The organism is Alpinimonas psychrophila, assembly GCF_014137865.1.
Lineage (GTDB): Bacteria > Actinomycetota > Actinomycetes > Actinomycetales > Microbacteriaceae > Alpinimonas > Alpinimonas psychrophila.
Genome location: NZ_JACGWU010000001.1, coordinates 690,972 through 713,626 on the forward strand (window position 1 = coordinate 690,972; position 22,655 = coordinate 713,626).

Below are 22,655 nucleotides of genomic sequence, written 5' to 3' on the forward strand. Positions count from 1 at the left end.
ACCGCTCTGCACGTCACGAAAGAAACAGCCATGACATCAAAAACTTCCTCCGCTGAATTTGTCGAACGCATCGAAGACATTGACGTCGCCTCGGAGATGCGTGACTCGTTTTTGGAGTACGCGTACTCTGTCATTTACTCACGGGCCCTTCCCGACGCCCGTGACGGCCTGAAGCCGGTTCAGCGCAGAATACTTTTTCAGATGAACGAAATGGGCCTTCGTCCCGACAAAGGTCACGTGAAATCGGCCCGCGTCGTCGGCGAAGTTATGGGCAAGCTTCACCCCCACGGTGACGCGTCTATCTATGACGCCCTCGTAAGAATGGCTCAAGACTTTTCACTTCGCCTCCCCCTCGTTGACGGTCATGGGAACTTTGGTTCTCTGGACGATGGGCCTGCCGCCTCGCGTTACACGGAGGCGCGGCTAGCCGGAGCAGCACTGGCGATGACGGCCAACCTCGATGAAGACGTTGTTGATTTCGTTCCCAACTACGACAACCAGCTTCAACAGCCTGATGTCTTACCCTCGGCATATCCCAACCTGCTGGTCAACGGGGCCAGCGGCATTGCTGTCGGCATGGCAACCAATATGGCGCCACATAACCTCATTGAGGTCATTGAGGCCGCCATATTTTTACTCCATAATCCAGCGGCAACGCTCGATGAGCTTATGGCCTTCGTGCCAGGACCAGACCTGCCGTCCGGTGGCGTCATCATGGGGCTCGATGGAATCCGCGAAGCCTATGAGACAGGGCGCGGCAGTTTCAGGACGCGTGCCCGAGTGTCCGTCGAAAGCGTTTCTTCCCGCAAGATGGGGATTATTGTAACGGAGCTTCCCTATCTCGTGGGTCCAGAAAAAGTAATCGAAAAAATTAAGGATGGCGTCCAAAGCAAGAAACTGAGTGGTATTTCCAACGTCGTCGACCTCACTGATCGGCACCACGGACTGAAGCTCATTATCGAAATCAAGACGGGATTCAGTCCCGAGGCAGTGTTGGAACAGCTCTACCGCTTTACCCCGCTGGAAGACTCCTTCAGTATCAATAATGTTGCCCTTGTCAACGGTGGGCCCCAGACACTAGGCCTTCGTCAGATGCTGGAGGTATACGTTGGTCACCGCAAGTCGGTCGTGGAACGTCGCTCCCAGTATCGCCTTCGCAAACGGCAAGAACGCTTGCACCTCGTCTCTGGCCTCATCATTGCCATTGTTGACATTGATGAAGTCATCCAGTTGATTCGACAAAGTGACGACACCGAGCAGGCTCGAACTCGCCTGATGGACGTCTTTGAATTGAGCCAACTGCAAGCCGACTACATTTTGGAACTCCGCCTCCGCCGCCTCACGAAGTTTTCGCGCGTGGAACTCGAGTCCGAAGCGGAATCTCTGCGCCAAGAAATTGCCGAACTCGAGCTCATCCTCTCGAGTTCCAAGAATCTCATTGACGTCGTTGCCTCGGAGCTTTCCGAAGTCTCCCGCGAACTCGGAAGCCCGCGGAGGACCGTTCTCAGTACCTCAACCGTGGCAACATCCGCACAAGTCCGTGCATCAGCCAGTGCCTCACTTGAAATCGCTGACTCTCCAGCCCACGTCCTGCTGAGCAGCTCTGGGCGTCTTGTGCGGGCTGACCATTCCGAATCCTCTGGGGAACCCTCTGGCGGCCTCTCGCAGGGTACCCACCGCACAGCTCACGATGCCATTGCTGGACGAGTCTCCTGTACCCGTCGGGGTAATTTTGGAGTGGTCACGAGTGGTGGTCGACTCCTCGTTGCATCTCCCGTTGAGCTTCCTGGCGTACCCGCGACATCGGTATCAATGGCCGCAGGCGTAAAAGTTGAGGACTATATTGATGTGGATCGCGGAGAGACCGTGATTGGCCTCGTCGATCTACTCACGACTCATTCCTTAGCGATCGGTACCCGCGACGGTATTGTCAAACGCGTCACCAGCGAGGCATTCCCCGCTAAGTCTGGCCAGCCACTCATCTCGCTCAAGGACAATGATGCGGTGGTGGGGATCTGCGTTGTTGATGATGCCTCCCCGCTCATTTTTATTACGTCGGATGCGCAGCTCCTGAATTTCACGGCTGATAATGTTCGCCCTCAGGGGGCAGCCGCGGGCGGAATGGCTGGCATACGTCTCGCACCTCACCAGCGAGTGATTTTCTTTGGCACGGTCCACAGCGAGGACTCCTCGGTAGTGACGGTCTCGACCAGCTCCAACACTCTTCTGGGAACAGACACCGGGCGCGCTAAATGCTCTCTGTTTTCAGAGTTCCCCGCCAAGGGCCGAGGGACAGGAGGCGTTCGCGCTCAGTCTTTACTCAAGGGCGAAGATTCTTTGGCCGTGGCGTGGGCCGGCGACGGATCTCCTGTCGCGAACGGTCTCGATGGCACACCTCGTGAATTACCCACAGAATACGTCAAGCGTGATGCCTCCGGAGAGAAACTCTCCGACGACGTTTCCTTTATTGGTTCTACCCTGAGTTAGGTATCGATACGATCTCGGGACAGGGTGCTCGATCCAGCAATGATGAAATCGCGCCTAGGCCCTACATCATTGCCCATTAACAGCTCAAAAACGCTGTCAGCGACAGCCGCATCCTCTACGCGCACTCGTCGAAGCGTTCGATATTGCCGATCCATCGTGGTCAACGCCAGCTGATCGGCATCCATCTCGCCGAGCCCCTTGTAACGTTGAATTGGCTCCTGGTAGCGACGACCGGACTTGGCGACGCCCGCAAGGACAGAAGCTAGTTCCTTCTCGGTGTAGGTGTAGATCGTCTCGTTTGGCTTCGTTCCCGGGTTCATTACGACAACCCTGTGCAGAGGGGGAACGGCAGCGAAAACGCGACCGGCTTCGATCAACGGGCGCATGTACCGAAAGAAAAGCGTCAGCAATAACGTACGGATATGAGCGCCGTCAACGTCGGCATCGCTCATGAGAATCACTTTTCCGTAGCGGGCAACATCTAGGTCAAAACTCCGGCCAGACCCAGCGCCTAAGACCTGAATAATGGAAGCGCACTCGGTGTTATTGAGCATGTCAGAGACCGAAGCCTTCTGGACATTAAGAATCTTTCCTCGAATGGGAAGTAATGCCTGAAACTCACTATGGCGGGCCAATTTTGCTGTGCCCAGGGCTGAGTCCCCCTCCACAATGAACAGCTCCGAGTTGGCAACATCATTACTTCTACAGTCGACGAGTTTTGCGGGCAAACTCGAAGTTTCGAGAGCATTCTTACGACGCTGTGTTTCTTTATGTGTCCGTGCCGAAATGCGACTCTTCATTTCGGAGACAATCTTTTCCAGCAATAAAGCCGTCTGAGCTTTGTCATCACGTTTTGCCGATGTGAGTCGTTGCGTCAACGCCTTCGCCACGACATTGGCCACAATCGCCTTAACTGCCGGCGTCCCCAGAACCTCTTTGGTTTGACCCTCGAATTGAGGTTCCGGTAATCGAACGGTGATGACGACAGTCATCCCGGCAAAGACGTCATCCTTTTCGACCTTGTCACTACCTGCCTTGAGCTTTCGCGAGTTCGCCTCAACTTGAGCGCGAATGACTTTGAGCAGCGACTGTTCAAACCCGGCCTGATGAGTCCCACCTTTTGGCGTCGCAATGATGTTCACAAAGCTCTGCATTGTCGTGTCGTAGCCTGTACCCCACCGAATCGCAATATCGACGTGACAGGATCGCTCCACGGTCTGGAGAGCCATGCTTCCATCAGAACCAAGGACGGGGACGGTCTCCGTAAATTCACCCTCACCCGTCAGGCGCCAGGTCTCGGTTATGGCCGCATCCGGGGCCAGATATTCCGCGAACTCACTGATTCCGCCGGTGTAGTTATACGAAGACTCGAGAGTTTCAGCGAATCGTTGGTCCGAAATGTGCATGGTCAGGCCGGGAACAAGAAAGGCTGTCTGTCTGGCCCGATTTGCGAGTTCCTCTGTTTGAAAAGAGGCGCCAGGCGTGAAGATTTGGGAGTCGGCCCAATACCGCACACGTGTTCCCGTGACACCTTTTGCAACTTTGCCCACAATGCGCAAAACGCTCTCGCTCGAGAAAGGCGTAAAGGGTGAGGCGGGCGACATGCCCTGAGCGTCATCAAACGTCCCAGGCTCACCGCGTCTAAAGGACATCGCCCACGTCTTACCGTCACGGTCTACCTCGACCTCAAGACGTTCGGACAGGGCATTAACGACGGATGCTCCCACACCGTGCAATCCACCAGAAGCCGCATAGCTTCCTGAACCGAATTTGCCTCCTGCATGAAGCTTGGTAAAGACAACCTCGACGCCGCTGAGACCAGTCTTCGGTTCAATGTCGACGGGAACACCGCGAGCCTTGTCGTGAACTTCCACGCTGGCATCCGCATGCAAGATCACATCGATTGACGTTCCATGACCCGAAAGTGCTTCATCAACGGAGTTATCGATAATCTCCCACAGGCAGTGCATGAGACCGCGGGAATCGGTGGAGCCGATGTACATGCCTGGACGCTTTCGTACCGCTTCCAATCCCTCGAGTACTGAGAGATGGCGGGCGGAATATTCTGATGAACTCACACGACTCCTTGACTGCGTTCTAGCATCGTTGACAGATTAGTTTGAGCCTTCCCCGACAGCGGTGTGCCTCGCTGAGTCAGCGCAATACGCGGTGAGCGAAATGCCCCGCAATGACGGACGTTCTCCCAGCAGTTCGTGGTTACATACTTACAGCACCTAAAGCTACGAGGAGAGGTAAACGGTATGTCTACGACCGCAACAAGTGAAGCCCCACAAACCGACAATCACTACGAGTTGACCTCGGCCGATCGATGCGACAGCTGTGGTGCGCAAGCTTATGTTCGGGCCACCATGCCCTCCGGTAGTTCGCTCTTGTTCTGTGCCCACCACTCCGCGAAGCACCGTGAGAAGCTCACCGGTATGGGAGCAATTTGGCACGACGAAACGGCACGCCTTCAAGCCACGAACTAACCCTTTGAATTGAGGAAGGCCCCGACGAAGTTTGATTCGTTGGGGCCTTCTTCCGTTTACGGTTTCTCGTTACTCGAGGTAGTCACGCAGCGACTGGGAACGCGATGGGTGTCGCAGTTTGGCCATCGTCTTAGACTCAATTTGACGGATGCGTTCACGCGTAACCCCGAACGTATCGCCGATCTGGTCGAGAGTCTTGGGGATTCCGTCACCCAGTCCGAAACGCATACGGATGACTCCCGCCTCCCGTTCCGAGAGAGAATCAAGGAGTGACTCAAGTTGCTTCTGGAGCATCGTGAAACCAACAGCATCCGCAGGGACGACCGCCTCAGTGTCTTCGATCAGGTCACCAAATTCGCTGTCACCATCCTCTCCCAAAGGAGTGTGCAAGGAAATTGGTTCGCGCCCGTACTTCTGAACCTCAATGACTTTTTCCGGAGTCATGTCGAGCTCACGTGATAGCTCTTCGGGCGTCGGTTCGCGACCAAGGTCCTGCAACATCTGGCGCTGAACGCGGGCCAACTTGTTGATGACCTCGACCATGTGGACGGGGATACGAATGGTCCGTGCCTGGTCAGCCATGGCACGCGTAATGGCCTGACGAATCCACCAGGTCGCATACGTGGAGAACTTAAAGCCCTTGGTGTAGTCGAACTTCTCAACGGCACGAATCAGACCAAGGTTGCCCTCTTGGATGAGGTCGAGGAACTGCATTCCACGCCCCGTGTAACGCTTTGCCAAGCTGACCACGAGTCTCAGGTTTGCCCCCAAAAGGTGGCTCTTCGCGCGTTGACCATCTTTCGCAACCCACTGAAGTTCACGTTTAACTTGCTTGTCAATTTTGGGTGAGCTCCCCAGACGATCTTCGGCAAAAAGTCCGGCCTCGATGCGCATGGCCAGTTCAACCTCCTCCGCAGCGTTGAGGAGGGGAACTTTACCTATTTGCTTGAGATAATCCTTGACGGGGTCAGCCGTCGCCCCGGTGATGAGAGAGGAATAGACCGGAATATCATCGTCGTCATCCGCTGCCGAAAGCACGAGCGCGCCCGCTCGAAGTGCCTGTTCCGAAGCAGTGGTTCTCAGTGGCTTGTCATCGTCGCCGTCGTCGTCGCTTTCGGGAGCATCATTGTCGGCATCGGGCTCGATTGCCTTTGCGCGTCCTCGACCACGCTTGGCCGGAACGGCTGAACCGCCCTCCGCCTCCGCCGCGAGTGCAGCAGCAGCAGCCTTCGTCGCCGCCGCCGCAGCCTTCATGAGTGCAGCTTTGCTTGCCGGCCGCGAAATTGTGGGTGCCTCGATACCAGCGGCCGCTGCTGCCGCAGCTTTCTCTGCTTTTGCCAGTGCGGCCTTAGTGGGTGCTTTAACGACCGGAACCGCTGCCGTTGCTACGGCTTCCGACGCTGCAAGCTTTGCAAGAGCGGCCTTCGTTGGCGCCTTGACTGCTGGTGTCTTCGCTGGTTCTTTAGCTGTGGAAATTGCCATATGCCTGAGTCTCCAGAATCCTTACGTCTCGCGCCTAAAAAATTGCTTCGGCGCATTACAAGGACCCATGTCAAGCCCTACAAGAGGGTATAACCGGGTCCTAAATAATTATCGCACGGATTGTTTACACGAGGTGACACGCATCCGCAAGAGGGAATAGCGATCTCGAGCGGTGACGTCATTCCTCTGAGCGACGCCTATGGGCTAAGAATTCCTCCAACTCGGCTGCAATCTCATCCGCCGATGGCAACGCACCGTCGCTATCCATGAGGGGCGAACGCAAACCGTTATCTTTCATGTACGAGTCGTAGCGCTCTTCGAGGGTGCTAACCAACTTACTGAGTTCCCCGTTGTTATCGACCTGCTCATCGATTTTGGCCAGGAAATCCCGGCCCTCGCCGCGAAGGCGGTCAGTTGGAAACAGAATGCCCGTGGCGGCAGCAATACTTTCGAGAGCCGACAAGGCCGCGACCGGAAATTCGGTGTCAGCGAGGTAATGAGGAATGAGTAAGACGAAACCAGCGACATCGTGATGAGTTTCTTGAAGGCGGTATTCCACAAGATGCATCGCGTTCGCCGGAACTTGCGTGTGCGGGCGCCAGACGGACATGGAATCGATCAGATCGGCACGATTTCCACTGACGGTCACTCCTAATGGTCTCGTGTGGGGAACCGGCATTGGAATTGCATGAACCCACGTCGTTGAAACCACATCAAAAGTACTCACGAGATTCATGACGGTGCGGCTAAAGCTTTCCCAACGAAAATCAGGTTCATAGCCCGTCAAGAAAAGAAAAGGCCGAGAAAGCTCGTCGCGAACGAGATGCAACTTCAAAGTTGGCGGTTCGAATCCCGTGAGGTGGTCCTGATCGAAATAGATTGTCGGGCGCCGTGCGCGATAATCGAGGAGAGCGTCGTTATCGAATACTGCGACAACCTCGGATTCCATCGTGTCGAGAATGTATTCCGTGAATTGAGTGACAGCAGAACCCGAGTCTGCGAATCCCGTAAGACCAGCAACGAGCTTGAGGCCCCGGGGCACATCTGCCGGGGCCATCTGAAAAGCTAAAATTCCCTCGAGTTCAGGCATCCCACTATTCTACGGTCGCATCCTGAAACGAAGCTGATCTTTGAGCGGTGCATCCTCGTGCCAAGACCCTCGTAGTCTTGTTACGTGACTATGCCAATAATGACCGTATCTCCTACCCCAAACACCGACTCCACGACCATGGTTGTTGGAGCAACAACACGCAACGCCGACGAGGTTGGGCTCTACGCCCGCAGCGAATTTGACGCCTTGAGCGGGCTGTTGTCTGAATTTGATGTCAGCGGTTCCCTAGATTCCGTGTCGCGCATCGTCGACCCGAACAATCCCAACAAATCAATCGTCGTTGTCGGTCTGGGCGCTGAGCCTGTGGATGCAAATGCCTTGCGCGCTGCGGCAGGGGCTGCCATCCGGCGGTTAGTGGGAAACACCAAAGTTACCTTTGCCTTTCCTTTCGCTTCGGATGAGGAGATTCTCGCCGTCCTCGAGGGCGCTGCGATGGGAACCTATACCTTTACCTCCTATAAAAGTGTGCCGCCGACAAAACTTCCAGTTCAGAACATAGAACTCTGGGCTACGACGGATAGTGCCGCCGAACTCGTGCAGCGAGCCGCAATCCGTGCCGATGCTGTTTCCTTGGTCAAGGATCTGGTCAACACCCCCCCTAACGACCTATACCCGGAATCGTTTACCCGGCTGGCCGTCACGTCGCTAAAAGAACTCGACGTAACGCATGAAATCTGGGACGAGAAGGCACTCAAACGCGACGGCTTCGGGGGAATTCTTGGCGTCGGCCAGGGATCCTCCCGCCCACCACGCCTCATGAAGGTTGTGTACTCCCCCGCGACCGCGACAAAGCACATCGCTCTCGTCGGAAAAGGCATCACATTTGACACCGGCGGACTATCACTCAAGCCCCCGACGTCAATGATCGGTATGAAATATGACATGACCGGTGCCGCGACTTCCCTCGCCGTCATTCGAGCCATTGCGGCAACGGGAATGAACCTGAAGGTGACTGCGTGGCTTTGCCTCGCGGAGAATATGCCCTCCAGTACAGCAACCCGGCCGAACGACGTCCTCGTGATTCGCGGGGGCAAGACCGTTGAGGTCCTTAATACGGATGCAGAAGGACGCCTCGTCTTGGCCGATGGCCTCGTAGCGGCCAGCGAAGAGAATCCAGACCTGATCATCGACGTGGCCACACTGACGGGTGCCGCAACAGTCGCACTGGGAACCCGTTACGCCGGCGCTATGGGGAGTGCCGACATGATTTCCCAGCTCGTGGAAGACGGTCAAACAAATGGCGAGAATTTCTGGCCCATGCCGCTGCCCAACGAACTGCGAACACTCCTGAACTCCGATATTGCCGATATCGCAAATATCAAACCGGGCAATACTGCCGGTGGCATGCTTATTGCCGCCTGTTTCCTTCGCGATTTCATCGGACGGACCTCCTCAGCTGCAGATGCTCCGACAATCCCATGGATTCACTTAGACATTGCGGGAACGGCAAATAACGCCGGATCACCCTTTGGTTTTACGGCGGCAGGCCCGACGGGAATCTCGGTGCGATCACTCATTACCTTCGCGGAACGACTCGCCACGGCGTAGTAGTCTTAACGTTGGTCACAGGTTTTACTGCGTCCAAAAAAATGCAGACAATTTCGGCACACAATGCTGAATCTGAGGAGTTCTACTTTGGCTGAGCACACTTTTGACCTTGTTGTTCTTGGAGGAGGAAGTGGCGGCTACGCTGCAGCCATTCGTGCGAGCGAACTGGGCATGACAGTGGGCCTCATTGAGAAGGACAAGGTCGGTGGCACCTGCCTACATCGCGGTTGTATTCCGACTAAAGCGCTTTTGCACTCTGCGGAAGTGGCCGATGTCGCCCGCGAATCAGCACAGTTTGGCGTCAACACAACTTTCGACGGCATTGACATGAACGCTGTCAACGCTTACCGCGACAATATCGTGAGCAAGAAGTACAAAGGGCTCGTTGGGCTCGTCAAAGCTCGTGGAATCACGACCATTGAGGGCGAGGGTCGCTTGATTTCACCAACGACCGTTCAAGTCGGTCAAGACACCGTGACAGGCAAGAATGTCATCCTCGCGACAGGTTCTTACTCTCGCTCGCTTCCGGGTTTGACAATTGAGGGCCGTGTCATCACGAGCGAGCAAGCCCTGCTGATGGATTACGTGCCTCAGAAGGTCGCCATCTTGGGCGGCGGGGTCATCGGCGTCGAGTTTGCCAGTGTTTGGAAGAGTTTCGGTGCCGAAGTCGTCATCATTGAGGGACTGCCCCACCTTGTTCCTAACGAGGAAGAAGTAATCTCCAAAGCTCTTGAACGCGCTTACCGCAAGCGTGGAATTGACTTCAAGCTTGGCGTTCGCTTCTCCGGCGTAACACAGTCAGACTCCGGGGTCGTCATCTCGTTGGAAAGCGGCGAAACAGTGGAGGCAGACCTGCTCCTTGTTGCTGTCGGTCGCGGCGCTTCGACGGCAGGCATGGGCTTTGAGGAAGTTGGCATCACCATGGATCGTGGCTACGTCATCACTGATGATCGTCTAGCCACCAATATCCCCGGTGTCTTTGCCGTTGGAGACATTGTTCCCGGCCTTCAGCTTGCGCACCGTGGATTCCAACAGGGTATTTTCGTTGCCGAGGAGATTGCCGGATTGAATCCCGTCGTCATCGAAGACATCAACATTCCTAAAGTCACCTACTGCGAGCCCGAGATCGCTTCCGTCGGCCTCAGCGAGGTGAAGGCCGTCGAGCTGTACGGCGTAGATGCCATCAGTTCTTACGATTACAACCTTGCAGGCAACGGCAAGAGCGAAATTCTAGGAACGGCCGGCTTTGTCAAGGTCGTTCGCGTCAAGGACGGCCCTGTCGTCGGAATGCACATGATTGGCTCCCGCGTCGGTGAGCTGATTGGTGAATCCCAGCTCATTGTCAACTGGGAAGCGCATCCTGAAGACATTGCACCTCTCGTGCACGCGCATCCCACTCAAAACGAGTCACTCGGCGAGGCATTCCTATACATGTCAGGCAAACCGCTTCACACCATCTAGGCGCTACACCCCATTAGTAAGCTAATCAATGGCATTTACGCTAATTAGGAGATTTTGTTCATGAGCGAGTCCGTCAGCCTTCCCGCCCTCGGCGAAAGTGTTACCGAGGGTACTGTCACCCGTTGGCTCAAGAATGTTGGTGACCGCGTTGAGGTCGACGAGCCGCTCGTGGAGGTATCAACTGACAAAGTCGATACCGAGATTCCTTCTCCCATCGCTGGGGTCATTGAGGCAATCCTCGTGCAAGAAGACGAGACAGTAGCCGTTGGAACACCCCTTGTAACGATTGGCGATGGTTCCGGCGCCGGTGCCGCGGCTCCCATAGCAGCACCTGCCGCTGCTGAGCCTGCCGCTGCTGAGCCTGCCGCTGCTGAGCCTGCCGCTGCTGAGCCTGCCGCTGCTGAGCCTGCCGCTGCAGAACCTGTGGCTGCAGAACCTGTGGCTGCTGAGACTGTGGCCTCACCGGTAGCTGAGTCCGCGCCAGCCACACCCGCGCCCGCTGCCGCAACTCCTGCACCCGCGCCCGTCATCCCCGCTCCGGTTGCGTTAGCCCCGGTGTCAGCGCCAGTCGCCCCGGTTGCTGACGTTCCGGTTGCTCCCGCAGCTCCTAGTGCTCCCGCTAGCGCCTCGGCAAAGACCGGTGCCCATGCAAGCAATGCTGGCTATGTCACCCCCATTGTTCGCAAACTTGCCAATGACACCGGAGTAAACCTCTCCGCCGTCACCGGCACAGGAATCGGCGGTCGAATCCGTAAAGAGGACATTCTCCAGGCCAGCGTTGCCCCCGCAACTAACACTGCGGTCCGCACGCCTCTCATCATTTCTCCCCTCCGAGGGACTGTGGTTCCGATGACGCGTTTGCGCAAGGTTGTTGCCGAGCGTGCTGTTATCTCCATGCAAAGCACAGCTCAACTGACCACTGTCGTCGAGGTTGATGTCACCGCAATCGCGACTCTTCGGGATTCCGTCAAGGATCGATTCGTCGCGGCAACAGGGGTGAAACTTAGCTTCCTTCCTTTCTTCACCCTGGCAGCCACGGAGGCCTTAAAGTCATTCCCAGTCATAAACGCGACCGTTGACGGTGACAATATTGTCTACCCGGGGCACGAAAACGTCAGCATTGCCGTTGACACAGAGCGCGGCCTATTGACGCCTGTCGTCAAGAATGCTGGAGACCTGAATATTGCCCAGTATGCGTTGGCCATTGCCGACGTTGCGGAGCGCACCCGCAATAACCAGCTCAAGCCCGATGAACTTGCCGGCGGCACATTCACCGTCACCAATACAGGTTCTCGTGGGGCACTGTTTGACACGCCTGTTGTGTTCTTGCCCCAGCTGGCCATCTTGGGAACGGGAATAGTCACCAAGCGAGCGATCGTCATGAAAGCAGCAGGTCAGGACGTTATCGCGATTCGTTCGATGGTTTACCTAGCCCTTTCATACGACCACCGCATTATTGACGGAGCAGATGCTGCTCGATTCTTGACCGCGGTGAAAAACCGCCTCGAGGAAGCCGCCTTCGACACTGACTTGGGCATCTAGCCTGCCGGGTCAAAAACATCGCGCGTTCGCCATCCGTTCTCCTGTTTTTGGAGCAACAGGGTGGCGATCGTTCTTTCCCCCGAAACTGTCGCACTCACTTCAACCAGAACGAAGTCGCCGTTACGGCTAACAATACGTCCCACCACCGGCTCCGCGGCGTTCGACGTCGCCCCGGTTCTGGTGCCCAACAACGAGGCAACTCTGCCGGCATGAACCTCGGCAATCGCGAACGCAAGGGGGTCGCCTATAACCTTGTCCGCCCCCATCGTCCCCACATCAACACTAATCCTGCTCGATCCACTGTTCAGCGGGGCATTTTCCTGAACGTCGTTGCTTCCGATCCCAACGAGTAAAACCGTGACCAGACCGAACCCGACGATAACGAACACACTGGCAAGACGTCGACGTCGACCAATGAGACTGCTCGTCAATGACATTATTCTTGTCGCGAATGAGATGACAGCAGAGGGCACCCTCGGTGTCGGAGCATCTTTTTCGTTCTCCTCGATGGTGTCCGCTCTCTCGAAAAGCACGGGGGTGCCATTGCCAGTAAAAGGCCACCGTAGATCACGAGCGGGGACTGTTTGATCACCCGCGGGATCTATCGATGGCGGAATGCTCCTCGCCGTTAAGACAACGAGATCTCCATTTGGCGCTCGCCCAACATCCAGAACATCATCGTCTCCATGCACGGACGCACCTCTGGGCACGACCTGCAGGAATACTGCGCCCTCGGCCCCATTCTCTTGGGGACGCGCCAAGAACGACTGCCGTGAGGAAACGAATCGCCCCAGGGTATAGCCGCAAAGCTTTTGCTCAAGTCTCATGAAGCCAAGCCTGTACTGGCACAAGCGCCCCACGACCCTCGTTCGTCGAATTGGTGGATTGTTTAGCATCCTGTCGGCTCGTGAGGGAAAGGAGGACAGCGGATAGACTTACCTAATGCTTGACGTGGTTGTTCTCGGAATCAGCGATGACCCGGTTCCTTATCTTGAGGGTTGGGAACTTCAGCGACAAATCCACGCTGACGTCGTGAACGGTAGCCGCCCAGATACGCTGCTGCTCTTGCAACATGAGAGCGTCTATACAGCAGGCAAGCGGACGGAACACTCCGAAAGGCCCGTCGATGGCACTCCCGTGATTGATGTCGATCGCGGTGGCAAAATCACGTGGCATGGTCCTGGTCAATTAGTGGGCTACCCGATTACCCGTCTTGCCCAACCCATCGACGTCGTTGGCTATGTGCGAACAATTGAGAACCTTCTCATTGATGTGCTGGCAAAGTTCTCCGTTTCCGGGCAACAGGTCGAAGGGCGTTCGGGTGTCTGGGTGCAGCAGGGTAGTGGTTGCGACAAACTTGCGGCAATCGGTATCCGTGTAAGTGAAGGCGTCACCATGCATGGGTTTGCTTTGAACTGCAACAACACTCTCGACGCCTATGACAACATCGTTGCCTGCGGCATTCGGGATGCCGGCGCCACCACCATTTCACACCTAACGGGAAGAAACGTCACTCCTGCCGACGCTATTCCTGTTGTTACTCGTATCTTCCAACACCATTTTGAGGAATCTCATGTCAGCTGATGGCCGCAAGCTCCTTCGTCTTGAAGTTCGCAACAGCGAAACCCCGATTGAGAGAAAACCCGACTGGATAAAGACCAAGGCCAAGATGGGCCCGGAGTACCAGAAACTTCAACAGCTCGTTAAGAGCGAAGACCTTCACACGGTCTGCCAAGAGGCGGGTTGCCCGAACATCTATGAGTGCTGGGAAGACCGCGAGGCGACCTTCCTCATTGGCGGGGCTCAATGCACACGTCGTTGTGACTTTTGCCAGATTGATACCGGCAAGCCTGCCGCCTTCGATGCTGATGAACCCCGTCGTGTGGGAGAGTCTGTTGTCAAAATGAATCTTCGCTATGCCACGGTCACCGGTGTTGCACGCGATGATCTCGAAGATGAAGGTTCGTGGCTCTATGCCGAAACAATTCGGCAAATTCACCAGCAGAACCTCGGCACCGGCGTTGAAATCCTCGTTCCCGATTTCTCGGGAAAGCCCGAGCACCTTCAACGAGTCTTTGATGCCCAGCCTGAGGTTTTCGCCCACAATGTTGAGACTGTTCCCCGTATCTTCAAGCGTGTTCGCCCTGCGTTTACCTTCGAACGTTCCTTGGACGTTCTCACGCAAGGCCGAAACGCCGGCATGATCACGAAGTCGAACCTCATCCTCGGAATGGGCGAAGAGAGGTCCGAAGTCAGTTCGGCGCTCCAGGATCTTCATGATGCGGGAACCGACATCATTACAATCACCCAATACCTTCGCCCGAGCCCCCGCCATCTTCCTGTCGCTCGCTGGGTGCGTCCCGAAGAATTTGTCGAGCTGAAGCACGAAGCGGAGGCCATCGGCTTCTTGGGCGTCCTATCGGGACCTCTGGTACGAAGCTCTTATCGTGCTGGCCGGTTGTACGCCCAGTCCATGGTCGCAAAAGGTCGCACACTTCCGGAGAACCTCGCTCATCTCGCCGACACCAGTCTGGGCTTCGCTCAAGCCGTTTAGCACCACACTATTGACCTCAAATCAGACGGCCTTTGTGGCCTTCTTGACACCTCAAGATTGGGTATTCTGATACTTATGGCACGTACAAAGAAAAAAAAGGGTCCCGGCCGCCTCTCTCAAATGTGGCAAGTTTTTCAGATGACGCGTCGCCACGATGCAAACATCGTTTGGTTCATGATCCTGTCAATCGTAGGACCAACCGCTGTCGGAATTATCGCGGGCCTTGTGCTGTGGCAAAATAACGTTTTTACTCTCGTTATGGCCATCCTGATTGGCGTCCTCATCGGCGTCTTGTTGGGCCTCATTGTTCTCGGGCGCCGCGCGGAGCGTGCCGCCTATTCCCAGATTGAAGGCCAGCCCGGTGCTGTCGGTGCCGTCATTAAATCCGCTCTACGCCGGGGCTGGCTCTCAACAGAGCAACCGGTAGCAATCAACCCAAAGACACAGGATGCCGTCTACCGCGCCGTAGGACGTGGCGGTGTCGTTCTCATTGCGGAAGGCCCAACTTCTCGTACTCAGCGGCTAGCAGAGGACGAGCGCCGAAAGACAGCAAAGGTCGTCCCCAACGTACCGATAACTGTCATCAGTGTGGGCCCCGACCATGACTCCGTGCGGCTGCACAAACTGGGTGGACGAATGGCACGCGTCAAGGCAGTCCTGACAAAGTCCGAAGTAACGGTTGTCAATAACCGTCTTCAGTCACTCGGCGCCAATATCCCAATCCCCAAGGGAATCGACCCGTTCAAGGCTCGGCCTTCTCGCGGGCGCTGATTCGGTCACGAAATGGTCGTCACCGACGCCACACATGCGTTATTAGGCCCCTACGCTCGAAGCAGCATAGTTCCGGCTATTTTGTCGTGGAATCCGCGTTGATCCGAATCCCAGACAACAGCGGGAAGAACCAGAGCCAATAATGCGGTTCGCACCAGTGGACGCCAGAAGCCAGCGTGCTTGCCTCGCAGCGTCACAACATGAAGTCCGCACAATCTGTGACCGATACTGCCCCCGATAATGGGAATAGCAATGATCTGCAGGACGACAAATACTCCCAGAATTCCAAACTGACCGCCCGGAGCGGACGTCAAACTGAGGTAATCCTTACCCGAAATCAGCATCATGATGACAACGGCGAGGGCCCAATCTATGACGATGGCGCCAATTCGTCTTCCGATTCTCCCCACGGAACGGGTGCCTGTTTCTGGCAGACCAAGACGTTCTCCGGGAAACTTGCTCATCCCCATGTCGCCGAACCTTTTGTTTCCCGCGGAGTTGTTGGCCATATGCTTGATTCTACGGGCGGCTACTCTCGTAACATGTTGGAAACATTTGCGATACCGCTCTGACATCCTATGAACGTAGATTAAACGAGGTTGCACACGGCATCCCTGCCTTCCAACAATTTGGAGATCCCCAAGCATGTTTAAAGATTCCTCCGACGTTCTGAAGTTCATCAAGGACACCGACGTCAAGTTCCTTGACATCCGCTTCACTGACCTTCCCGGTGTACAGCAGCACTTTAATATCCCGGCCTCAACGGTTGACGAAGAATTCTTCACCGTGGGGCAGATGTTCGACGGTTCGTCGATTCGCGGTTTTGCCTCGATTCACGAGTCGGACATGCAACTGATTCCTGACGTCACGACCGCGTACATTGACGCGTTTCGTGCGGAGCGCACGCTCATCATGGTCTTTGATATCTACAACCCTCGTACCGGGGAGATCTACCACCGCGACCCGCGTCAGGTTGCCAAGAAGGCTGAGAAGTACTTGGCCTCCACCGGTATTGCGGACACCGCATTCTTCGCGCCCGAAGCCGAGTTCTTCATTTTTGACGACGTTCGCTACGAGGTCAACCAGCACACATCGTTCTACTCCGTAGATTCCAGCGAAGGTGCGTGGAACTCGGGCAAGACCGAAGAAGGTGGAAACCTTGCAAACAAGACGCCTTACAAGGGCGGCTACTTCCCCGTTAGCCCCGTTGACCAGCACGCTGACTTGCGTGATGACATCTGCATCAAGCTCATCGATGCAGGTCTCATCCTCGAGCGCAGCCACCACGAGGTCGGTACAGCCGGCCAGGGTGAAATTAACTACCGTTTCGACACGATGGTTCATGCGGCCGACGATATCCTGAAGTTTAAGTACATCGTGAAGAACACGGCCCACGAATGGGGCAAGACGGCAACGTTCATGCCTAAGCCTCTTTTCGGTGACAACGGTTCCGGCATGCACACTCACCAGTCGCTCTGGAGCGACGGCGAGCCTTTGTTCTATGACGAGAACGGCTACGGCGGTCTCTCCGACATCGCTCGTTGGTACATCGGTGGTCTGCTCAAGCATGCTGCCGCTGTTATCGCCTTCACGAACCCTTCGGTGAACTCGTTCCACCGTCTCGTTCCCGGCTTTGAAGCTCCTGTCAACTTGGTCTACTCCGCAGGTAACCGTTCGGCTGCGATCCGCATTCCCATCACGGGCACGAACCCCAAGGCCAAGCGAATCGAATTCCGCGCTCCTGACGCTGCTTCGAACCCCTACCTCGCTTTTGCTGCGCAGATGATGGCAGGGCTAGACGGTATCAAGAACCGGATCGAGCCCCACGAGCCTGTTGATAAGGACCTCTACGAGTTGCCTCCTGAGGAAGCCAAGAACATTCCTCAGGTTCCCGCCTCCCTGGATGCCGCCCTCATTGCTCTTGAGCAGGACCACGAATTCCTCCTCGCCGGCGGTGTCTTCACCAAGGACCTCATCGAGACCTGGATCAACTACAAGCGCGAGAACGAGATCAAGCCTTTGGCTCAGCGCCCCCACCCGTTCGAGTTCGAGCTCTACTACGGGGTGTAACCACTTCGCAGAAAAGGGTGGCCGTCCTCTTGTAGAGGGCGGCCATCCTTTTCTGCGGATTCGTGCAACCAGGATTTCATTTCGCAAAATAGATAAAGCGTGCTCCCTTTGTCGGAGCGGGATGCGCGACTGCGCCATAATTATGAGTGTGAATGCATGGGGTCTACGTCGGATGGTGCTCTAGGTCATGGGGGCTTCTGCTTCGACCGGACGCATGTCCGAAGAGGGCCTTCTCATTACCCTTTCGGCCGTTCGAATGAGTGTGAAAAACAGTATCATCGTCAAGGCCCTTCGCGATAACGTCAACTTCGTGCAGGAGGATTATGCCGCCATCGCACGGGCAGAGTTGCACAAGCTGAGTAAACGAAGTGTTCACGACGCAGAGCGCGTCGAGAAACAACGCAAGCGCCTCACGAAGTTCAAGGGAACGTACAGCTATGACGACGACACACGTCAGGATGTGAAGCTCCTTGCCCGACGCCGCAAAGTGTATGAACAACTTGCCGTGTCCCTCAATGAAGTGGCCGAGAGTGACGAACGGGTTGCCGAGATCCTCGCCGGGGCCCAGTCGGACGCGGCCGCTGAAATCGTGGGTGCCCTGAGCACACGACTGGTGGAACAAGCTCGTGTTGCCAACGAGCCCGACTACGGCTTCCTTCGGGAGGAGCGAATGCGAAATCTCATCGAGATCGACCTCGCCCTCCTCAAGGCTGCGCATTCCCCCGAGTACTAGGTCGCGACGAACGGCTGGAAACTCAACGTGGCCACAAAACGATGGCTCTACGATGCTCCGTAGAACACCCTTTCGAAGACGTTTCGCGCACGCCTTGTAACGCCAAGGTAGTCCTCCTCCAACGCGGTAGCCGATCCTGGCGGGTACTCCAAGAGGCGTGCGATGCCCTCGAGTTGTGTTCGATCGCTTGGCAGAACATCAGTGGACTTATTGGACCAAATCGTAATGGCGGAACGTACACGGGTTGCCAATACCCAGGCGGCGTCCAGCTTTTCAGCGTCATCTGGTTCCATGAGGCCCTCCGACACAGCGGCTGCCAGCGCCGAACGCGTAGACGTTGTCTGCAAGGCAGGATGCGTTGCTCCGTGTTGAAGTTGCAGAAGCTGTACGGTCCACTCCACGTCTGAGAGCGAGCCACGGCCGAGTTTGACATGACGAGCGGGGTCAGCGCCTTGCGGAAGCCGTTCGCTCTCCACACGCGCCTTCATGCGGCGAATTTCACGAGCATCCGATGGGGAAATATTTTCCGGATACCGTATCGGGTCAATCACTGTTCTGAAGTCGTCAAGTAGCGCAACCGAGCCTGCCGCGGGGGCGGCTCGGAGCAGGGCTTGCGCTTCCCATAAAAGCGACCAGCGTGCGTAATATGCCCGATAGGAATCGAGTGATCTCACCGTCGCCCCACTCTTTCCTTCAGGCCTCAGGTCGGTATCAATCTCAAAGGGCAAACGTTGATCTTGCGCAAGTTCGCCGATACGGGCCACAATTCGCTCGGCGCGCTTTTGGGCGGCACCCCCGTTGCATTCAAGCGTCGCACGGTACACATAGAGGACGTCCGCGTCGCTTCCAAACCCAAGTTCGCCTCCACCAAATCGGCCGAGCGCCATGATTGCAAACTCCGGGTTGGCCCGAACATCTCCGATTTCGTCACATTCACGCAACGCAATGGCCAGCAGGCCTTGGAGTACGGCCGTCGTCACATCGCTCAAGCCACGGCTGATGCTTGTCATGGAGACGAGGCCAATAATGCCACCAATCGCCAACCTGAGGACTTCGCGACGACGCATAGCGTGAACGGCAGCTTGCGCTGCCTTATCGTCGTCATGACGTGCCAAGATCGACATTATCTCGGAGCTCAATGTGCTCAAAGTGCGAGGGGCGAGATCCTCGTCACCGTCAAACCAGGCCGCCGCCTCGGGAATGCGCTCCAAGAGATCAGAGACATACCGCGAGCCGCTGAGGACTCTCGTGAGCCGCTGAGCCGCCCCCGCCGAGTCCCGAAGCATTCTCAAAAACCAGTGAGACTCCCCCAGCTTTTCGCTGAGACGACGAAAAGACAGCAAACCCTGATCTGGGTCAGCCCCATCGGAGAACCACTGCAACATGATTGGGAGCAAAGCCCGCTGAATCGCTGCCCGTCGAGACATGCCAGAAGTGAGGGCCGCAATATGGTGCAGAGCGCCCCGCGCATCGCGAAAACCGATCGCAGAAAGACGGGCCTGAGCCTGCTCCGAGGTAAGTTGGTGCGTCTCCTCGGGGAGTTGGGCTACCGCCGCCAGGAGTGGACGATAGAAAAGCCGTTCATGAAGTTGGCGTACATCTAACTTGATCTGTTGCCAGCGTTCGACAGCATCGACATCGGAGGAAAATATTCCGGTAGCCCGAGCCAAAACCCGCTGTCCCTCGGTGTCGCGAGGCATGAGATGCGTTCGCGAGAGATCTCGCAATTGCATGCGATGCTCCATGAGCCTCAGCATGCGGTAATTCTCGGCAAAGGATGCGGCCTCTGCCCGGCCCACGTACCCGGCCGCTGCCAGTGAATTCAAGGCTTCTAACGTGCCTCGTTGACGAACCGATTCGTCCACAAGACCGTGAACCAACTGAAGAAGTTGCACGGTGAACTCAATGTCACGCAGACCACCCGGTCCTAGCTTGATTTGATAGTCAATATCTTCTTTGGGAATGTGCTCCGTCACGCGTTGTCGCATGCGTTGAACTTGCTCAACAAAGTTTGAGCGAGAGGCGGAAGACCAGACCTTGGGAGAGACTCCTGCGACGTATCGATTACCAAGATCAACGCTGCCCGCAATCGGACGTGCCTTGAGGAGTGCCTGAAACTCCCAGTCCTTTGCCCAACGATCGTAATAGGCGAGGTGTGAGTCAAGGGTGCGCACGAGGACACCGTCCTTACCTTCGGGACGCAGATTGGCGTCTACTTCCCAGAGCCCCGGTTCCTTGCTGACCTCGTAGACGCTTCGACCCGTGTGTTGGGCGAGGCGCGTTGCGATGAGAAGGGCACGTTCGCTGCTGAGGCGTTCGACGTCTCGGGATTCCGCAACGTAGATGACGTCAACGTCGCTGAGGTAGTTCAACTCGCGCGCGCCGCACTTGCCCATTCCGATGACAGCCAGGTCCACTGAGGCGATATCGGCTCGGGAAAAACTCTCGGTCAACTCGCTCCGTGCCACACACAGTGCCGCCTCAATGGCAGCACCAGCAATATCAGAAAGAGCCGCCGTGACGACCTCCACTTCGCGAAGCGGATTTTCCGATGCGAGGTCATAGATCGAAATTTGGAGTAAGAACTCTCGATAACGGATGCGAAGCCTATCCCGAGCATCATCACCGATATCATCGCTAAAACCGTCAACGGCCCCGACAGAAGCGCACAAGCTGGCACGAATGTCGTCAACCGACTCAGGCAACGACGGTTCTTTGATGAACTCGGACAAGACGCGGGGGTGCCGCTGGATGAACTCCGAAAGCCCCCGGGAACCGCCCAATACTCGAACGAGCCGCTCCGCTGCGGGTCTTGAGGGGAAAAGTCTTTCTAACTCATTAACGTGCGACTCGGCAAGGCGCTCCAACTCACCTAACGCACGATCAGGGTCTGCTGCGGACTGAAATACATCGAGAAGATATTGCACCTCGATCCCCAACAGGTCTGAGACACCGACGAGTTTCGCTCGCGCTGAGCTCAGTTCCGAAAAACCCGCCCGTGCAATGAGGCTCAGGTTCACTGCCCGTGTCACGGACGTGAAGTCTTAGAGTGATTCGAGATTATTGCGCAGCTCAAACTCGGTGACCTGAGCACGATAGGCCTTCCACTCGCGACGCTTGTTCAGCAGCACATAATTAAAAACTTTTTCGCCCAAAGTCTCGGCAACAAGTTCTGAGCTCTCCATGAAGGTGATGGCTTGCTCAAGGTTTGTGGGTAGGGGCCGATATCCCAGGGCCTTCCGCTCAGAGTCCGTGAGCTCCCAGACGTTGTCCTCCGCCTCGTCAGGAAGTTCAAGGCCATCTTCAATGCCCTTTAGTCCAGCGGCCAGGAGAAGCGCGTAGGCCAGATACGGATTGGCTGCTGAGTCAATGGCGCGGTATTCGATGCGAGAACTCTGACCCTTGTTGGGCTTGTAGACCGGAACTCTCACGAGGGCAGAACGGTTATTATGCCCCCAGGTAACGAAGCTTGGCGCTTCATCGCCACCCCACAAGCGCTTGTACGAGTTCACATACTGGTTCGTAATTGCGGTTATTTCGGGAGCATAGTGAAGAAGTCCCGCAATGAACTGACGACCCAGTTTGGAAAGCTCGTACTTGGCACCGGCCTCATAGAAGGCGTTGACATCACCCTCAAAAAGCGACATGTGTGTGTGCATTCCTGAGCCGGGATGTTCGGCAAATGGCTTTGGCATGAACGTGGCGTAGACACCCTGCTCACTCGCGACCTCTTTAATGACGGTTCTAAACGTCATGACGTTGTCGGCAGTTGTCAACGCATCGGCGTAGCGCAAGTCGATTTCGTTCTGACCGGGTCCGGCTTCATGGTGGCTGAACTCCACCGAAATTCCAATGTCTTCCAGCATGCGAACGGATCGGCGACGGAAATCTTGCCCGAAGCCACCGGAAACGTTATCAAAGTACCCGGCATTGTCAATCGGCTGAGGACCACCGTCTTTGTATTCAGAACTCTTGAGGAGATAGAACTCAATTTCGGGATGCGTGTAGAACGTGAATCCGCGTTCAGCAGCCTTCGCGAGAGTGCGCTTGAGAACGTTGCGCGGGTCAGCAATGGCGGGCTCACCATCGGGCGTAGTGATGTCACAGAACATTCGTGCTGTGGGGTCCACTTCACCGCGCCACGGCAAAATCTGGAAGGTGGACGGATCGGGTTGAGCCAACACATCGGCCTCATAAGAACGCGTCATGCCTTCGATGGCCGAGCCGTCGAAACCGACACCTTCGGCAAAGGCTCCCTCAATCTCGGCAGGCGCCACGGCCACAGACTTGAGAGTGCCGACAACGTCTGTAAACCACAGTCGAACGAACTTGACGCCTCGCTCCTCGATCGTGCGAAGAACGAAGTCTTGTTGCTTGTCCATCCGAACCCTTTCATCCGCTACTAGG

General features: G+C 56.1%; 17 protein-coding genes. 10 read left to right on the forward strand and 7 right to left on the reverse strand.

Going from position 1 to position 22,655, the window contains the following annotated elements; translation table 11 throughout:
* Positions 1-30 precede the first annotated feature (30 nt).
* Complete coding sequence (locus tag FB555_RS03190; RefSeq protein ID WP_246323502.1) at positions 31-2,487, forward strand: DNA gyrase/topoisomerase IV subunit A; 2,457 nt, start codon at positions 31-33, stop codon at positions 2,485-2,487.
* On the opposite strand, the gene FB555_RS03195 is transcribed toward FB555_RS03190, so the two are convergent.
* On the reverse strand, positions 2,484-4,565 hold the full coding sequence (locus FB555_RS03195) for a DNA gyrase subunit B (protein WP_182483969.1): 2,082 nt from the start codon (positions 4,563-4,565) through the stop codon (positions 2,484-2,486). The two genes, FB555_RS03190 and FB555_RS03195, sit on opposite strands and share 4 nt — an antisense overlap.
* 183 nt (positions 4,566-4,748) lie before the next feature.
* Here FB555_RS03195 and FB555_RS03200 point away from each other — a divergent pair, with 183 nt between their 5' ends.
* Complete coding sequence (locus tag FB555_RS03200) at positions 4,749-4,976, forward strand: DUF7455 domain-containing protein (RefSeq protein ID WP_182483970.1); 228 nt, start codon at positions 4,749-4,751, stop codon at positions 4,974-4,976.
* 69 nt (positions 4,977-5,045) lie between these two features.
* Here FB555_RS03200 and FB555_RS03205 read toward each other — a convergent pair whose 3' ends face one another.
* Both FB555_RS03205 and FB555_RS03210 read right to left on the reverse strand, forming a co-directional pair.
* On the reverse strand, positions 5,046-6,458 hold the full coding sequence (locus FB555_RS03205; protein WP_182483971.1) for an RNA polymerase sigma factor: 1,413 nt from the start codon (positions 6,456-6,458) through the stop codon (positions 5,046-5,048).
* Between the two features lie 178 nt (positions 6,459-6,636).
* Positions 6,637-7,548: a proteasome assembly chaperone family protein gene (locus tag FB555_RS03210; protein WP_182483972.1), complete on the reverse strand. Its 912-nt coding sequence runs from the start codon at positions 7,546-7,548 to the stop codon at positions 6,637-6,639.
* A 90-nt stretch (positions 7,549-7,638) separates the two neighbouring features.
* Here FB555_RS03210 and FB555_RS03215 point away from each other — a divergent pair, with 90 nt between their 5' ends.
* The 3 genes from FB555_RS03215 (at position 7,639) to FB555_RS03225 (ending at position 12,120) form a co-directional block, all read left to right on the forward strand.
* Positions 7,639-9,117, forward strand: coding sequence for a leucyl aminopeptidase (locus tag FB555_RS03215; protein WP_182484275.1), 1,479 nt, complete (start codon positions 7,639-7,641; stop codon positions 9,115-9,117).
* Between the two features lie 87 nt (positions 9,118-9,204).
* The gene (lpdA, locus tag FB555_RS03220; protein WP_182483973.1) at positions 9,205-10,578 is read left to right on the forward strand and encodes a dihydrolipoyl dehydrogenase; all 1,374 of its coding nucleotides are present in this window, start codon (positions 9,205-9,207) and stop codon (positions 10,576-10,578) included.
* Positions 10,579-10,638: 60 nt separating this feature from the next.
* Entirely contained in the window at positions 10,639-12,120 is a 1,482-nt protein-coding gene (locus FB555_RS03225; RefSeq protein ID WP_182483974.1) for a 2-oxo acid dehydrogenase subunit E2, read from the forward strand.
* Here the strand turns inward: FB555_RS03225 and FB555_RS03230 are convergent.
* The gene (locus FB555_RS03230) at positions 12,117-12,557 is read right to left on the reverse strand and encodes a hypothetical protein (protein ID WP_182483975.1); all 441 of its coding nucleotides are present in this window, start codon (positions 12,555-12,557) and stop codon (positions 12,117-12,119) included. The genes FB555_RS03225 and FB555_RS03230 overlap by 4 nt on opposite strands.
* A 505-nt stretch (positions 12,558-13,062) precedes the next feature.
* Here FB555_RS03230 and lipB point away from each other — a divergent pair.
* From lipB to FB555_RS03245, 3 genes are all read left to right on the forward strand, one after another.
* Positions 13,063-13,704, forward strand: a complete 642-nt coding sequence (gene lipB / locus FB555_RS03235) for a lipoyl(octanoyl) transferase LipB (RefSeq protein ID WP_182483976.1) — start codon at positions 13,063-13,065, stop codon at positions 13,702-13,704.
* The gene (lipA, locus tag FB555_RS03240; protein WP_182483977.1) at positions 13,694-14,674 is read left to right on the forward strand and encodes a lipoyl synthase; all 981 of its coding nucleotides are present in this window, start codon (positions 13,694-13,696) and stop codon (positions 14,672-14,674) included. The genes lipB and lipA overlap by 11 nt, the downstream gene beginning before the upstream one ends.
* Before the next feature lie 75 nt (positions 14,675-14,749).
* Complete coding sequence (locus FB555_RS03245) at positions 14,750-15,445, forward strand: DUF4191 domain-containing protein (protein ID WP_182483978.1); 696 nt, start codon at positions 14,750-14,752, stop codon at positions 15,443-15,445.
* Between the two features lie 50 nt (positions 15,446-15,495).
* On the opposite strand, the gene FB555_RS03250 is transcribed toward FB555_RS03245, so the two are convergent.
* Complete coding sequence (locus FB555_RS03250; protein ID WP_246323503.1) at positions 15,496-15,954, reverse strand: RDD family protein; 459 nt, start codon at positions 15,952-15,954, stop codon at positions 15,496-15,498.
* A 136-nt stretch (positions 15,955-16,090) separates the two neighbouring features.
* Between FB555_RS03250 and glnA the strand changes: the two genes are divergently transcribed.
* Together glnA and FB555_RS03260 are read left to right on the forward strand one after the other, a co-directional pair.
* Complete coding sequence (gene glnA / locus FB555_RS03255; RefSeq protein ID WP_182483979.1) at positions 16,091-17,515, forward strand: type I glutamate--ammonia ligase; 1,425 nt, start codon at positions 16,091-16,093, stop codon at positions 17,513-17,515.
* A 262-nt stretch (positions 17,516-17,777) separates the two neighbouring features.
* Positions 17,778-18,248 (forward strand): hypothetical protein, encoded by a 471-nt coding sequence (locus tag FB555_RS03260; protein WP_220475745.1) that lies wholly within the window; start codon positions 17,778-17,780, stop codon positions 18,246-18,248.
* Positions 18,249-18,295: 47 nt separating this feature from the next.
* Here the strand turns inward: FB555_RS03260 and FB555_RS03265 are convergent, their stop codons facing one another.
* Positions 18,296-21,280, reverse strand: coding sequence for a bifunctional [glutamine synthetase] adenylyltransferase/[glutamine synthetase]-adenylyl-L-tyrosine phosphorylase (locus tag FB555_RS03265; protein ID WP_182483981.1), 2,985 nt, complete (start codon positions 21,278-21,280; stop codon positions 18,296-18,298).
* 12 nt (positions 21,281-21,292) lie between these two features.
* Positions 21,293-22,630, reverse strand: a complete 1,338-nt coding sequence (locus FB555_RS03270; RefSeq protein WP_182483982.1) for a glutamine synthetase family protein — start codon at positions 22,628-22,630, stop codon at positions 21,293-21,295.
* Positions 22,631-22,655: the final 25 nt, after the last annotated feature.

Bases quoted from the DNA above. Each gene is read 5' to 3' on its own strand.
- FB555_RS03190 (WP_246323502.1), top strand. From the start codon at position 31: ATGACATCAAAAACTTCCTCCGCTGAATTTGTCGAACGCATCGAAGAC.
- FB555_RS03200 (WP_182483970.1), top strand. From the start codon at position 4,749: ATGTCTACGACCGCAACAAGTGAAGCCCCACAAACCGACAATCACTAC.
- FB555_RS03205 (WP_182483971.1), bottom strand. From the start codon at position 6,458: ATGGCAATTTCCACAGCTAAAGAACCAGCGAAGACACCAGCAGTCAAG.
- FB555_RS03210 (WP_182483972.1), bottom strand. From the start codon at position 7,548: ATGCCTGAACTCGAGGGAATTTTAGCTTTTCAGATGGCCCCGGCAGAT.
- FB555_RS03215 (WP_182484275.1), top strand. From the start codon at position 7,639: ATGCCAATAATGACCGTATCTCCTACCCCAAACACCGACTCCACGACC.
- FB555_RS03225 (WP_182483974.1), top strand. From the start codon at position 10,639: ATGAGCGAGTCCGTCAGCCTTCCCGCCCTCGGCGAAAGTGTTACCGAG.
- FB555_RS03230 (WP_182483975.1), bottom strand. From the start codon at position 12,557: ATGTCATTGACGAGCAGTCTCATTGGTCGACGTCGACGTCTTGCCAGT.
- lipB (WP_182483976.1), top strand. From the start codon at position 13,063: ATGCTTGACGTGGTTGTTCTCGGAATCAGCGATGACCCGGTTCCTTAT.
- lipA (WP_182483977.1), top strand. From the start codon at position 13,694: ATGTCAGCTGATGGCCGCAAGCTCCTTCGTCTTGAAGTTCGCAACAGC.
- FB555_RS03245 (WP_182483978.1), top strand. From the start codon at position 14,750: ATGGCACGTACAAAGAAAAAAAAGGGTCCCGGCCGCCTCTCTCAAATG.
- FB555_RS03250 (WP_246323503.1), bottom strand. From the start codon at position 15,954: ATGGCCAACAACTCCGCGGGAAACAAAAGGTTCGGCGACATGGGGATG.
- glnA (WP_182483979.1), top strand. From the start codon at position 16,091: ATGTTTAAAGATTCCTCCGACGTTCTGAAGTTCATCAAGGACACCGAC.
- FB555_RS03270 (WP_182483982.1), bottom strand. From the start codon at position 22,630: ATGGACAAGCAACAAGACTTCGTTCTTCGCACGATCGAGGAGCGAGGC.